This window comes from Zoogloea sp. (assembly GCF_041908905.1).
Classification (GTDB): domain Bacteria; phylum Pseudomonadota; class Gammaproteobacteria; order Burkholderiales; family Rhodocyclaceae; genus Zoogloea.
In genome coordinates, this window is record NZ_JAYREK010000017.1 from 61,589 (window position 1) to 75,319 (window position 13,731).

The 13,731-nt window shown below is 63.5% G+C and carries 10 protein-coding genes and 1 pseudogene; 1 reads left to right on the plus strand and 10 read right to left on the minus strand.

Annotated elements, in window-relative coordinates; translation table 11 throughout:
* Nucleotides 1-120 precede the first annotated feature (120 nt).
* The 7 genes from ACE3OU_RS11060 to ACE3OU_RS11090 form a co-directional block, all read right to left on the minus strand.
* Nucleotides 121-678, minus strand: coding sequence for an exonuclease domain-containing protein (locus ACE3OU_RS11060; protein ID WP_374241619.1), 558 nt, complete (start codon nucleotides 676-678; stop codon nucleotides 121-123).
* A complete protein-coding gene (locus ACE3OU_RS11065; protein WP_374241620.1) occupies nucleotides 675-1,838 on the minus strand; it encodes a hypothetical protein in 1,164 nt (387 codons plus the stop codon). Before ACE3OU_RS11065 ends, ACE3OU_RS11060 begins: the two co-directional genes overlap by 4 nt.
* Nucleotides 1,838-2,734 (minus strand): AAA family ATPase, encoded by an 897-nt coding sequence (locus ACE3OU_RS11070; RefSeq protein WP_374241621.1) that lies wholly within the window; start codon nucleotides 2,732-2,734, stop codon nucleotides 1,838-1,840. Before ACE3OU_RS11070 ends, ACE3OU_RS11065 begins: the two co-directional genes overlap by 1 nt.
* Nucleotides 2,731-3,225: a hypothetical protein gene (locus ACE3OU_RS11075; RefSeq protein ID WP_374241622.1), complete on the minus strand. Its 495-nt coding sequence runs from the start codon at nucleotides 3,223-3,225 to the stop codon at nucleotides 2,731-2,733. Before ACE3OU_RS11075 ends, ACE3OU_RS11070 begins: the two co-directional genes overlap by 4 nt.
* Nucleotides 3,222-4,172 (minus strand): CBASS oligonucleotide cyclase, encoded by a 951-nt coding sequence (locus tag ACE3OU_RS11080; protein ID WP_374241623.1) that lies wholly within the window; start codon nucleotides 4,170-4,172, stop codon nucleotides 3,222-3,224. Before ACE3OU_RS11080 ends, ACE3OU_RS11075 begins: the two co-directional genes overlap by 4 nt.
* A 1,068-nt stretch (nucleotides 4,173-5,240) precedes the next feature.
* A complete protein-coding gene (locus tag ACE3OU_RS11085) occupies nucleotides 5,241-5,813 on the minus strand; it encodes a DUF6803 family protein (protein ID WP_374241624.1) in 573 nt (190 codons plus the stop codon).
* Between the two features lie 66 nt (nucleotides 5,814-5,879).
* Nucleotides 5,880-6,227, minus strand: a complete 348-nt coding sequence (locus tag ACE3OU_RS11090) for a hypothetical protein (protein ID WP_374241625.1) — start codon at nucleotides 6,225-6,227, stop codon at nucleotides 5,880-5,882.
* Between the two features lie 185 nt (nucleotides 6,228-6,412).
* On the opposite strand from ACE3OU_RS11090, the gene ACE3OU_RS11095 reads away from it, so the two are divergent.
* Nucleotides 6,413-8,461 carry a TonB-dependent receptor gene (locus tag ACE3OU_RS11095; protein WP_374241626.1) on the plus strand — a complete coding sequence of 683 codons (2,049 nt, stop codon included), beginning with the start codon at nucleotides 6,413-6,415 and terminating at the stop codon, nucleotides 8,459-8,461.
* Here ACE3OU_RS11095 and ACE3OU_RS11100 read toward each other — a convergent pair.
* The 3 genes and pseudogenes from ACE3OU_RS11100 to ACE3OU_RS11110 form a co-directional block, all read right to left on the minus strand.
* Nucleotides 8,458-9,312, minus strand: coding sequence for an ATP-binding protein (locus ACE3OU_RS11100; RefSeq protein WP_374241627.1), 855 nt, complete (start codon nucleotides 9,310-9,312; stop codon nucleotides 8,458-8,460). The two genes, ACE3OU_RS11095 and ACE3OU_RS11100, sit on opposite strands and share 4 nt — an antisense overlap.
* 259 nt (nucleotides 9,313-9,571) lie before the next feature.
* Nucleotides 9,572-9,871, minus strand: a pseudogene (locus ACE3OU_RS11105) (response regulator); the annotation flags it as partial.
* A complete protein-coding gene (locus ACE3OU_RS11110) occupies nucleotides 9,864-13,454 on the minus strand; it encodes a PAS domain-containing protein (RefSeq protein WP_374241628.1) in 3,591 nt (1,196 codons plus the stop codon). The pseudogene ACE3OU_RS11105 and the gene ACE3OU_RS11110, both read right to left, overlap by 8 nt.
* Between the last annotated feature and the right edge of the window lie 277 nt (nucleotides 13,455-13,731).

The window sequence follows — 13,731 nt, forward strand, 5'->3', positions numbered from 1 at the left end:
GGAGAGCGTCAGGCGCCCGTCGGCACAGGGCGTTGGCCGCACGAAGCGCTCAAGGGGGAACCACAGACCATCCCCCAGTGGCGCAGATCGTCCGCTTCTGACTTTCGATATCCGCAAACGTCAGCCACGCTGCTGCTGGGCCATGCAGCGAATCAAGCGGAACAACTCAGCTTGATAAAGAGCATCGTGCAATGCTTGGTGGTCACTCTTTGATTCAGCATGAAGTCGAGCTGCCATCTGGCTGGACCTCGTGTCACCCCAGCTTGAGCCGGTAGCCCCCATGTAGAGCGCCTTAACGTCTAGTGCAGTAAAGCCGAAAGGGTTGTTCTGAAGGTATCGGTGGAAGTAATAGTTGACGAATGACCAGTCAAACGGTGCGTTAAGGCCAACGAACACCGGGGTTCCGTCATTGCCCGACGTCTCGACCACCCACTTCTGAAACTGCTCCATCGCAATCCCGGGAGGCAAGCCGTCAACGAAGAGCCTCTCGAGAGAGAGCCCTGTGACTGCAAGGGCCTTTGGGTCTGCGTTAAGCGAGATAGGCTTAAGCTCGCACGAAAACACCTGGTCAGGATTGTCCACGTTGCAGGCCCCGATTGTGAGCATGCTGTACTCACCAGGGATGGGGCCTGACGTTTCGACATCTACCGACAGGAAAATCTCTCGTTTCTGGGTCATGGGATGAGGGGATCCACCGGAATGAGCGGAGGGCGATTCTTGATGGCATCCCAATGCTTGCGGAACGCCGCTTTTCTGTCGTCTGTGCTACCAGTGTTCTGCCAGTGGTGACTCGACAATGAGTAGATATCGAACGGATGCTCCGTCCCTGCCTTGGCGGTCAACATTGTCGGAAGCCCGCGGCCAAGGGCATAGCCTAACTCGATGAAGCAGTTCGGCCTCGCACCTGTGATGTCCGCAAGAACCACGCTACTGCGATGTAGTTTCTTGAATATCTCATCGTCAATGCGAGCGTGTTCGTAGGGCTGGTTGCCGTCAACGACGATAAGTTTGTAGCCCAACTCGCCTTCCATCACAGGCTGGACAACGGTGTCGAAGAAGGCTTGGACGTCGTTGTAGTCCGGATGCGTTGAATTCAATAGCCTGACGACGAACGCCTTGGGAGGCACTAAATCTTCAAGAAGGTCAAGAACGTCACGCACGCTATCTCTCTCTGACTTACCCGGATATATCTCGATGCGGTTTAGCCAGCTCTGCGGTGTGTTCCGTCCCTCGGTCTGAAACAATCGTCGTGCGTTGCTCCCTGATATACCGAAGTCGAAGAGGTGCGATGCCCCAGTGGTTGTTGGCCCAAGGCAGAAATTCAGCGGAATCACAGGCTTGCCGGCGGCATGATAGAGGTTGGCGAGGAACAGGACACCTTCACCGCCGCCGATGGCGACAAGGATGTCACCATGTTGGGCCTGCACCTCCATCCGCTTGCTGGCCATGTTCCAGTGCGCAGCACTTACGATCTCTACTTGCGGCGAGGCCCGCATGGCGTTCCATACTGAGCGGTACTCTGCTGGTATCTGAGCCTCGTTCTTATGGTGCTTAACCGCAATCACTAGCGGGCCCGGCGCGTCAGGTGGCCTGCGAGACAGGTTGCTATGGACGGCATCCCATACCAGCCAGTCAAAGCAAATAGGGTTGCCGTCGCATCGTGTCTTTTCTGCGTCGACCGGGATTACGAAATTAGCTCCCTTTGAGAGCAATTCCAAAATCAAGGCCTTCACGAAGTCCCGAGCCCGAGTTACCTCGGCCCCCGTCGCAAGACTAATATCATCGACAACACTGCCGGTGATATGGATGCGGCGGCCAAACAACGCAGAGCGTCGCATCACCTGTCCTCCATGACGGGCGACGGCCTGAGCGCGTTTGCAACCTCAAGAAGATCCTTGTGCATCAGCGCGCGATCCGGATAGGCTTGGGCAAGCGCGGCCGGATACAGACGAGTGCGGATGTCAGAGAAGGTCCAGCCAGGCTGTTTATTGTGAGGGCCTGTGGCAAAAACCAACTCTTGAATCTCGTTATCGTTTAAGCCGACGCCTTCCAAATCCATCTTAAACAAGGCTTCGCGCTCGCTGTCATCGGGGCGAGTGAACTCGTCGACAATGGCAGCGCGGCGCCGTAACGCGGGATCGAGCACGGACAAGCGGTTGGTGCAAAGAAAGACCACGATACGACCGCCAAAGCGGCGGAGGTCATCGACGCCCTGGATCAGCGTATTCACGGCCACTTTGTCCTCATGATGGCTATGTTCCTGGGTGCGCGATGCAGCCAGCGAATCCCCCTCGTCGATGATCAGGAAGGCACGGCGTCCCCTGCCAGCTGCCTGCACGACTTCGTGAAAGGCTTGGGTGAGCAGGGTACCCATCTCTCCAACTTTACCGCTACCGCGAACTCGATTACTCAGCTTGAACAGTAGGGCGTCCTCGGTGCGCGACTCCTTGGCCAGCCGGTTGGCGATGCACTCTGCCATGGCGGTTTTTCCGGTGCCCACGTCACCATGGAAGATCACAAGCGGGTACTGCTCGGCGACTAGGTCGCACAGCAGCAACTTTTTCTTGTGTTGGGCCTTGCTCCAGTTCTCCAACTCCCCGAGGTTAAGAAGTAGCCGCAACTGGTCGTGTATCTTCCGATACCGCGCGTTGAAGCCGAGCAGTGTTTTCTCGCGCGCGGCAAGCGGTGCATCAGGGAGGGGAGTTTTGGCGTCGAAGATGTTGGGCTGAGTCATAGACTGAAGTCCTTACGCTGCATGCCATAGCCGTTGCTGACGTAGTCACGATTAGCACTGGCGGTAAGAGTCGAGTGGCTGAGGTCGACTTTAGAGGGGACCCAGTTGACCTTGAGCCTCGGAGATATCTTTCCTCTCGCCGCGTCGTCGTAAGCTTGGGTGTACGACAGAACGATTCGCAACTCAGAGCTCGGTAGTTGTGGCCACATCACGCCGCCGGGGCGACTCATCATCATCTCGCCGGAGGCCGTGCTTACCTCGAAGCGGATTGCCTTCCGCTCAACACCAAAACTTAGCAGGGTCAGGTCAACAGTCTTCAGATAGCCGTATTTGGCCAGGACCTCGATGTCGTGCCCCCAATCGCGAGCCTTTGCTTCGGTGATTGCCTTCGTGCTGGACGCAATCATGACAAGATCGGCCGTCACCCGGCGCATGACGATTTCGATGTCCGCGACCGAGTAGGTTTCAGTTGAGGCATACGTATAACTCATGCCGCCTCCTCAACCTTGAAGCGTGGCCCGAAGAGTTCCTTCCAGAGTTCGATGTCGTCCTCCACGGATGCAAAGTTCGCGGTCTCCCAGGCCTTCAAAGCGCAGGCTACGATCTCTTTACGTTCAGCCTCCGTGATACGGCTGGCAACGTTGTTGCTGTTGCAGACAGGGTCGAGAATCACAACTGGATCGGTGAAGCTTGGGAACACCCTACCGTTCTCGGGGAAGGTGATAACCTCTTTGAGCTCCGACTGTGCGATGTAGAGCAGGAAGTCTCTGAAGCTTTCTTCGATCGAGCTCTTCTTGCCATTTTTTTCCAATACATGCGCCAAGATCAGTTCGATAGCGAAGGATTTAAGCGGTTTCAACTCGATCCGGTTGCGCCATTTCTTTGCGAGACGCACGAGTGTCCTGAAATCTGGATCTATGACTTTACGATCACTCACGAACTTGATCTGGCAAGGTGCACAGGTCTGCACCTTGGCTCCATCATGGATGTCGAACTGCCAGCCATACCCAGCACGGGACGGATCTTCAATGACCGGAACGATATCCACGCTCAAGCCAGTACCGGCAAAAGTAACGGTCGCAGCCTTTCGCTGGATCTCGAAGTCTTCCACCGATTTGTTGGGGTACAACTTGATCAGTGCGTCGTAGATGAGCTGGGTCAGGCTGGCCAAGCTCTCTTGGTCTACGTTGCGACCAGAAATGTAGAAGACGACATCGACGTCGACGGGATCCTCGTTTGTCTTGCGCAAGATTGTGTACTTGGCGAATGAACCCGCCTTCACGACCTTAGTGATCTTGATGTCGCTCTGCTCGTGCACTCGCTTGGTGAGCGCGCTAACTAGCCGATCAACTTGCAGGTGATATTCCTTGCGCTTGTCCGCAGGCAACCGCAGCACATTGCTGTCGTAGTAGCGGATTTCAGTATTACTAAGTGACAAGAGATGTGTCCTCGTATGAGTTAATCATCAGAAAGTCGGTGCCACATGTGAATGGCACCGACTGCTAGGCATCAAAACCGACGCTGTTTTTGGGTCTTGGTCCCCAGCACGATGCGGAACGGTCGTCCATTCGGTCGCCGCACCACCTTCCCGTTCTTCAGACGGATCGTCATCGTGTAGATGACGGTTCCCTCCTCAGTCGAGGGGCCAAAGAGGTTCAACTGAACCAAGTTGGTCTCCACGTGGAAGGCTCGGACACAGAACTCTGATCAAGCTTGAGAACGTATGGCTGTGACCATACAATCTCAATGCTTTCGTCAAAAAAGCGATCAAGAGAGACCCCAGGAGCCTGTTCTGGGGTCTTTTCACCTCGGTGCGGTCGAGCTCTCACCCTCGACCGCACAACCTTCAAGCATCGCTCCTTACAAACTAGCGCCCCAAGCTGCATTCGATCAGCGAAAAAACTCCTCACACCCATGCCTTTGGATGCCAAAAATATATTTTTTTGGTATTTTATGTGTTTTAACCGGCGTTTTCATCCTCCTGTCTAGATCTGTGAGCCCAGACGAAAATTCCTTTCGACTTGTAAGCTAATAGCCTACATGAGTCCGTACTTTTTACAAAAAAATTTATCTTTTTAAAAACATATAGTTAAAAAAATCAATAGTTCTCAATAAAAAAATTTTTACTACTTTTAGTAGTGAGTAGGTGGGATTTAAGTGTGTATAAAAAGCTCAGATGATGTTGGCGAGCACCGTTCTTGCCAACCAAAAAACTGAACTTGGCGCCAATCTACCACATGGCAATCTATAACTTTAGTACTAGATTGGCACTCTCTCAATGAGAGTGCCATCTTTGGGTAGTATACTCATTTGTCGTCCCCCCTAACCGGCCGCAACCGCCTCATCACAGCTTGAAAAACGCTTCTCTGCATCAAGGCCGGATTGAGGTGGGCTTATGGACGTATGGCAACGCCGCCTCCGGCTCGGAAGCGGCGGGCGAGCCCGGGCCCGGCTGCGCTCCCGTAAAAAACCCCGCCGGAGCGGGGTTGCTGATCAGCGGCCGGGCTTACCTGTGGGCCCCATGGTCGTGGGCCGGGGGCATGGCGCCGTCCATCACCGTACCGTCGGGCATGACATGCTGGCCGGCGGGCGTCCCGTGGGACATCCCGCCCTGATAGCCGAGCAGGCCGGGGTCGGCCATGCCGGCGATCATCGCCACGTGGGCAAACACCAGGAAGCAGGCCACATAGATGGCATGGAAGCCGAGCTTCTTCTCCTCGCTGGCCCCCCGGTGGAGGATGCCCAGCTCCAGCAGGGCGATGAGGATCATCGGCACCCCGCCGATCAGGTAGGTGGCCACGGCGATCACGTCGAGGATGGTGCGCCACTCGCCCGCCCTGGTGATCGGGATGACGGCATTCGACATCAGGTAGCCGATGATCCCGATGAAGTAGAGGCCGACCAGCACGCCGGCTGTCCGGTTGACGGTGCGCACCCAGCCGCCGAACTTGCGCGTGTACAGGATGTAGAGCTCGGTGATGGCGACGGTTTCGGCGAGGACGACGGGAATCGCCATGAAAATCAGGAGGTTCCACGGCTGATTGTCCGCCAGGAGCTCCATGTAGTGGGTCATGTTCATTTGATGTCTCCGGAAAGGGCATGGGAGCCCGCGGGTCTTCCGCGGGCCCGATTGGGATTGCGCCAGTCAGGAGACTTGCCAGGGAGGCCGGTAGACGCCTTCCATCCGGAACGCCAGCCCCAGCCTGGGGCTGAACGGTATGCGCGCCCCCGCCCCGTGGGGAGGCGGCAGCGGATCCGCGGCCGGCAGGATGCCGACAAAATTGAAGCAGCAGCTGTGGGACGCCTTGGAAGCCGGCGCATGGGTACCCGGCTGATCCGCGTCGTCGCCCTGGGGCGCCAGCCCGTGGCAGTCCGCACCGTGGCCATCGGCGTGCACCATCGGCGACGGCATGGGCAGGGCGGCGTTGCTCAGCACCGGGGCCAGCAACACACAGAGTCCGACGAGGAAGGCGATCAGCTTGCGGAAGGTCACGGCGGGATTGTCCCTCTTGAGGCCGCAAAGCTCAATGGCCAGCGTGCTCCATGCGCATTGCCGCGCCTACGCACTCTTGCGTAGGGAGCGGAACGAAGCGGGCTGCTAAGCTGCCGGCGTCGATGAAAAGGATGGCGTTGGAGGCCGGACATCCGGCGTTTTGTGCGATGCGACCAGGAAACACCTTGATCTGTTCATGCCTCGTGCTGGCCTCGGGGCTGGCCGGGGCGCAGGGGCCGGCCGAACTCACCGCGGTGGAGGTCCGCGCCCGGGCCGAGAACCTCGAAGGGATCGCCACCGCCGCCAGCGAGGGCGTGGTGTCCAGCCAGCGCCTCGCCGCGCTGCCCATCCTGCGGCCCGGCGAGGCGCTGGAGATGGTGCCCGGGCTGATCGTCACCCAGCACGCGGGCGACGGCAAGGCCAACCAGTATTTCCTGCGCGGCTTCAATCTCGACCACGGCACCGATTTCGCCACCTCCGTGGGCGGCGTGCCGGTCAACATGCCGACCCACGCCCACGGCCAGGGCTACACCGACCTCAACTTCCTGATCCCCGAGCTGATCGAGCAGGTGCGTTTCCGCAAGGGCCCCTACTACGCCGACGAGGGCGATTTTTCCTCGGCCGGCGCCGCCCACATCGACTACTTCCGCAGGCTGAACGGCCCCCTGGCCCAATTGACCGCCGGTCAGGGCGGCCATCGGCGCGGCCTGCTGGCCGGCTCGCCGGCGCTGGGTGACGGCCGGCTGCTGTATGGCGTCGAGCTGTTCCACAACGACGGGCCGTGGGACGTCCCCGAAAACTACCGCAAGCTCAACGGCGTGCTGCGCTACAGCCAGGGGACGCGCCTCGACGGCTTCTCGATCACCGGCATGGCCTATCAGGGCCGCTGGACCTCGACCGACCAGATCCCCCAGCGGGCCATCGACAGCGGCACCGTAGGCCGCTTCGGCAGCCTCGACCCGACCACCGGCGGCAGGAGCCTGCGCCACAGCCTGGCGGCCGAATGGGCCGGACGCGGCGACGCCAGCCAGACCCGGGCCACGACCTGGTGGCTGCGGTCCAGCCTCGATCTGTGGTCCAACTTCCAGTACTGCCTCGGCGACTACGCCGCCAGCGGCAGCTGCGCCACCGGCGACCAGTTCCGGCAGAGCGAGCGCCGCCACGCCGGCGGCTTCGACGTCTCCCACACCCTGTATGGCCGCTGGGCCGGCATCGAGCTCGAGAACACCATCGGCCTGCAGGGCCGCGTCGACCGGATCGGCCCGATCGGCCTCTACGCCAGCCGCGCCCGCGACACCTACGCCAACGTGCGCGAAGACGCGGTCACCCAGCGCAGCCTGGCGCTGTGGGCGCACAACGAGACGCGGTGGACCTCCTGGCTGCGCTCGATCCAGGGGCTGCGCGCCGACGCCTTCGATTTCAGGGTCGACGCCAGCACCGCCGCCAACGCCGGCACGGCCAGCGGCCAGCTGGTGACGCCCAAGCTGGCGCTGATCCTTGGCCCCTGGCGTGGAACCGAGCTGTACCTCAACTACGGCCACGGCTTCCATTCCAACGACGCCCGCGGCACCACCATCCGGGTCGACCCGGCCAATCCGGGCGCCAGCGCCGCCCGGGTGGATCCGCTGGTACGCACCCGGGGCCGCGAGCTCGGCCTGCGCGGCGCGCCCCTGCCGGGCTGGCAGTCAACCCTCACGCTGTGGCAGCTGGAGGCGGCCTCGGAGCTGCTCTTCGTGGGCGACGCCGGCACCACCGAGCCGTCCCGCCCGTCCCGCCGCCACGGGCTGGAGTGGACCAACCTCTACACGCCCACCGACTGGCTGGCCGTGGACGCCGACCTGAGCGGGTCCCACGCGCGCTTCACGGACCGCGCCCCGGAAGGCCGGCACATCCCCGGCGCGGTGAGCACCACCGCCAATCTGGGCCTCACGGTGGCCCACCTCGGCCCGTGGTTCGGCGCAGCGCGGCTACGCTACGTCGGGCCGCGACCGCTCACCGAGGACGGCTCGATGCGATCGCGGGCCTCGGCCCTCGCCAACCTCCGCGTCGGCCACCGGTTCGACCCGCGCACGCAACTCACGCTGGACATCTACAACCTGTTCGACCGCCGGGCCAACGACATCGAATACGGCTACGCCTCCCAACTACCGGGCGAAACCGCGCCGGTGTTCGATCGCCACCTGCACCCCACCGAGCCCCGGAGCCTGCGGCTCACCCTCAGCCACCGCTTCTAGGCCGCGCCGGACGCCGCCTCCGGGAGATTCAACCGGGCCAGCAGCTGGCTGGCGGTGTCGAAACGCAGGCAATAGACCGCCGTCTCGAAGGCTTCGGCATCCGGCCCCAGGGTGGCGCGCAGCCATTCCCGGTTGTCGTCGAGCAGGATCATCGCGTCGGGATCGTGGCGGGCGAGCAGGTCGGCCAGCAGGGCGAGGCACTGCCTGCGCTCCGCCGCCCGGGTCAGGCCATCCCTGAAGGCGGCGACGTCGCCGGGACCCAGCTGCAGGCTCACCGTGAAGGTGCTGCCCTGGCCCGGCGTGGTGTCGTAATGCAGCTCGCCGCCCATCAGCGCCAGCAGGCGCTTGCACAGCATCAGGCCACAGCCGGTGCCGCCATAGCGGCGGGTCAGGGAGTTGTCTCCCTGGTTGAAAAGCCGGAACAGCCCCTCCTGGACCTCGGCGGTCATGCCGATGCCCTCGTCGCGGACCTCGAAGCGGAGCGCGACCTTGCCGGGGGCGTCGGGCACAACCCAGGCGCGGAGGGTGATGGTCCCCCGCTCCGAAAACTTCACCGCGTTGCTCAGCAGCTGTTCGAGGATCTTCCGCAGCAGCCGGGCATCGCCGTTGAGGATGGCCGGCTCGCCGATGTCACACACCAGCGTCAGGGCCAACCCCCGCCGCCCGGCCGCCAGCCGCGCGGGCTGGACGACGTCCTCGAGCAGGCCGCGGAGATCGAAATCCCGCGGCTCCAGTTGAAGGCTCCGGGCTTCCGTCTGGGCGATGTCGAGCAGGCCCGACAGCAGGCCAAGCAGGCCCTGGCTGCTCTTCCGGATGATATCGAGGCGGCGGGCCGCGGTCTCGTCGCTCATCCGGCCGGCCAACAGATCGGCCAGCCCGATCACCTGATGCAGGGGGGGTGCGGAGCTCGTGGCTCATGTTCGCCAGGAAGGCGCTCTTGGCGCGGCAGGCCGCCTCAGCCCGGTCGCGCTGCTCCGCGAGGGCCTTGGTCCGGATGTCCAACAGCGCCTCGAGGTGGGCGCGATAGCGGGCCAGCTCCAGCTGATGCCGCACCCGGGCGCGCACCACCGACGGGTTGATCGGCTTGTGAATGAAATCCACGGCGCCGGCCTCGAGGGCCGCGGTCTCGCTTGCAGCGTCGGCCCTGGCAGTCACGAAAATCACCGGGATGGATCGGGTTCTGGCGCCGGCCTTGAGGCGCTCCATCACCTCGAAGCCGTTCATGCCCGGCATCATCACGTCGAGCAGGATCAGGTCCGGCCGCTGGCGCTCGACGAGCTCAAGGGCCACGGTGCCGGAGGTGCTGACGCTGATCTCGTAATCGCCGCCCAGGGCGCTGGCGAGCACGTCGATGTTGTTGGGCACGTCGTCGACGATGAGGACGCGGGCGGAGGGAGTCATGTCATTCATTTTTCAGTAACGCCATGAGGCGGGACAAGGCGGCCCGGGCCGCCTCGAAGCGCAGCTCGACGACGGCGGCGTGGATGGGCTGGTAGCTGGCGGCCAGCGGACCGGCCTTCAGCAGGATGTCGATCTCGGCGCTGGCCTGGCGGGCCGCATATTGCCCGTTGGCGAGCTGTTCATCGAGCCGGGCCAGGCGGGCGAGCAGGGCCGCCCGGTCGACGGTGTCGGGCGGCAACCCGGTAATGGCCGCCGCCGCGCCATCGCCATCGTCGGCGGCCGGCGGCTCGACCCCGGCCGCCGGGGCCGTCACCGGAAGCCCTTCGCCGCCGGGCACCGGATCGGCCTCGATCGTGAACACGAAGGTCGTGCCCTGCCCCATCTGGCTGTCCACCTCGATGCTGCCGCCCATCAGCTCGACCAGTCGCCGGGAGATGGCCAGCCCGAGGCCCGTGCCGCCATAACGCCGGGTGGTCGAACCATCGGCCTGGGTAAAACGCTCGAAGAGATGCTCGGTCTGGCCGGGCGCGATGCCGATGCCCGTATCGTGGAGCGCGAAGCGCAGGCGCGGGCGGGGATGCGGCGACGGGTCCATCCCCACGTCCAGGTGAATCTCGCCGTGCTCGGTGAACTTCACCGCGTTGCCCATCAGATTGACCAGCACCTGCCGCAGCCGCAGATCGTCGGCGCTGAACCACTCGGGCAGGCCGGCGGCAATGGACATCCCGAAACGCAGCCCCTTCTGCTGCAGGCTCAGGGCGAACAGGTCCTGCACCTCGTCGAGCACGGTCTGCAGCAGGAAGGGCGCGCGGTTGACCTGCAGCTGGCCGGCCTCGATCTTCGACAGGTCGAGGAGATCGTTGATGAGGTGCAGCAGCGAGCGCGCCGCCGCCCGGACGGTGGTGAGGTTCCTGCGCTGCGGCTCGCTCAGCTCGCCCTCCAGCGTCAGCTCGGTGAAGCCGATGATCGAGTTCATCGGCGTCCGGATCTCGTGGCCGATGTTGGCCAGAAACTCCGACTTGGCGGCATTGGCCGCCTCGAGCCTGGCTTCGTAGAGCCGCTGCGCGGTCACGTCCCGATTGACGCCGACCACACGCCAGGGCTTGCCCCGTCCGTCGCACTCGACGACCCCCGAGGTGTGGATGTAGCGCACCCGCCCCCCCGGCAGCAACAGGCGGAACTCGGATTCGTAGGGCTTGTTCTCCTGCACCGCCGCCCGCAGCACGGCCTCCGCCTTGGCCGCGTCGTCGGGGTGCACGCGCTGCGTCCAGAAGGCGTAGAAGAGCCCGCTGGCGCGCACCGCCTCCGGCACCTCGTACCACGCCATGAGCCGCTCGTCCCAATCCAGCTTGCCGCTGTCGATCTCCCACGACCAGACGCCGATGTCGGCGGCGTTCTGCGCCACCTGCAGCAAGGCCATGTTTTCCCGCAGCCTGCGCTCGGCCGCGACGCGCTCCGAGACATCCGAGATGACGGCAAAGAACTGGTCCTCCGACAGCTTGCACAGGGACAGCAGCAGGAAGCGTCCCAGCGGCGCCAGATAATCCTCGAAACGGACGGAGACCCCGGTCCTGACCACCGCGGCGCACTGCTCCAGGTAGATCGGCGGCCCGGACGGAAAGATCTCGCTCGCCTTGCGCCCCACCACGTCCTCGCGCCGCAGCCCGGTCTCCCGCTCGAAGGCCGGGTTGGCGCCCGTCACCACGTAGTCGTAGGGCACGCGCTTGTCGTCGTAGAGCATCCGGTAGATGGCCACACCTTCGTCCATCGACTCGTAGAGCGAGCGGAACTGGGTCTCGCTGCGCAGCAGGGCCTCCTCTGCCGCCTTGCGCTCCGTGATGTCGATGCAGAAGCCGACCAGCCGCTCGGGCACGCCGGCAGCGTCCATGATGAAATTGCCCTGCCCCTCGATCCAGCGGATCGTGCCGTCGGGCCAGATCACCCGGTACTGCTGATGGTACTGATCGCCCCGGGCGCAGGCCTCGCGGAGCCGCTCTTCGGTCTTGTCGCGGTCCTCCGGATGCAGCGCGCGCCGCCAGCAATCATAGCTGGCCACGGTGGTCGCCCGGTCCAGCCCGAAGATGCGGTAGAACCCCTCCGACCAGGTGGTCTCGTTGGTATGGATATTCCAGTCGTAGGCGCCGGCCTTGGCCATGCTCTCGGCCTGGGACAGGCGCTGCAGGGCCTGGCTCAGCGCCAGGGTGCGATCATCCACGAGCTGCTCGAGCTGGTTGCGGTAGCGGCTCAGCTCGGCTTCGGCGGATTTGCGCTGCGTGATGTCGGCGGCGACCCCTTCCATGCGCAGCGGCCTGCCGTCGTCGTAGAAGAAGCGCCCCTTGGCGCAGACCCAGCGCTCCGAGCCGTCCGGCCGGATGATGCGGTACTCGGTGTCGAACAGCGAGCCGCTCCGCATGGCCTGCTGCACCTGCCGCTCGGCCGCCGCGCGATCGTCCGGGTGCAGCGAGTTGACCCAGGTTTCATAGGCTCCCCCAACATCGGCGGAGAACCCCCACAGCTCGCGAAAGGCCTGCGACCACACGAGTTCCCCGGTCTGCAGGTCCCAGTGGAAGGTTGCCAGCCCGGCCGCCTCCAGCGCCAGCTTGAGCCGCTCCTTGCTGAGGACGGTCTGCTGGTAGGCCTCGGCCTGCTCCTCCCGGTGGGCCCGCTCGGCACGCAGCTCGGCAAGGCGACGGGACTGCAGCAGGTACAGCGCGACGCTCGCCAGCACCACCAGCACGCCCAGGGCCCCCAGCTGAAACACGGCCTCCTGGCGCACCGGCTGCTCGATCACCTGCCTGTCGCGCATGAGGAGCAGGATCAGCGGCTTGTCGGCCGCCGTGACCCGCGGCCGTACGGTGGCGAAGGCCGCCAGCACCTCCCCGCCGCCCGCGGCCGTCGCCTCGGTGACCACGGCGGCGCGCTGCCCGCTGCGCAGATACCTTGTCAGCAGGCCGTCGAAACGCGCATCGCGCCCCTCGCCGGCGTTCTCGAGCTCCGGCAGCCCGATCACCAGTTGGCCGTCGCCGTGGACCAGCGCACCCTTCATTGCCGGGGCGTACATCGCCGCATCCATCAGCAGGCCCATGAAGTACGGGTCCGGAATGGCCAGCACATAGCCGGCAAACTTCCGCTGCGGGGTCCGGATCACCTTGCCCAGGCTGTAGGAAAAATTGTTGAGGACGGTCTGGAAAGGCGGCGAAACATACAAGGTGTCCGGGTCCGCGTCCCGGCTGAGGGTGTCGTAGCGCTCGGAACCCCTGAAGTTGCGGCCGCGCAGGGCAGGCTGGTTGCTGGCGAGCACATTGCCATCCGCATCGACCACCACCAGCGTGCGCACGAACGGCATCGCGGCGACAAGGGCATTGAGTCGCTCGACAAGGGCCTGCTCCACACGGGCAAAGGGCCGGCCCGAACTCAGGGGTTCCCGCAGGCTGTCGAGGGCGTTGCTGACCGCCTGCAGATGGATCGCGAGGCGCTCCTCGAGGTTTTTGGTCTGATGGGCCAGGCGGTCCCGCTCGACCTTGAGGGCGTTCTGGTGAAGCCGCTGGACGCCAGAGGTCATCACCCCGGCGACCAGCAGCAGGACAGCCATCAACCCGACCCATGGCCCAATCGGTCTGCGCAACGGAACAGCGCTTGTGGGGGCAGGCATGGCCGGTGCCTCGGTAATAAGTTTTACCGCAGGCTAGCCAATCGTGCCGGCACAATCAAGCACGGACTCGCGACCCTCGTCCCCCCGCCAGCAGGGCAATCGCACCGTCACGTCATGAATCCGAGCACTTCCGCCCGAAACTCGTCAGACGCCGAAGCCATCAGTCTTTTGTTCTTTATTCCCACCTTGCTGGTGGTGTTGAGGCGCAACAGATTCA

Coding starts and splice junctions, on each gene's coding strand:
- ACE3OU_RS11070 (WP_374241621.1), bottom strand. CDS start 2,734: ATGACTCAGCCCAACATCTTCGACGCCAAAACTCCCCTCCCTGATGCA.
- ACE3OU_RS11060 (WP_374241619.1), bottom strand. CDS start 678: ATGACCCAGAAACGAGAGATTTTCCTGTCGGTAGATGTCGAAACGTCA.
- ACE3OU_RS11065 (WP_374241620.1), bottom strand. CDS start 1,838: ATGCGACGCTCTGCGTTGTTTGGCCGCCGCATCCATATCACCGGCAGT.
- ACE3OU_RS11100 (WP_374241627.1), bottom strand. CDS start 9,312: ATGAGCGACGAGACCGCGGCCCGCCGCCTCGATATCATCCGGAAGAGC.
- ACE3OU_RS11110 (WP_374241628.1), bottom strand. CDS start 13,454: ATGGCTGTCCTGCTGCTGGTCGCCGGGGTGATGACCTCTGGCGTCCAG.
- ACE3OU_RS11085 (WP_374241624.1), bottom strand. CDS start 5,813: ATGAACATGACCCACTACATGGAGCTCCTGGCGGACAATCAGCCGTGG.
- ACE3OU_RS11075 (WP_374241622.1), bottom strand. CDS start 3,225: ATGAGTTATACGTATGCCTCAACTGAAACCTACTCGGTCGCGGACATC.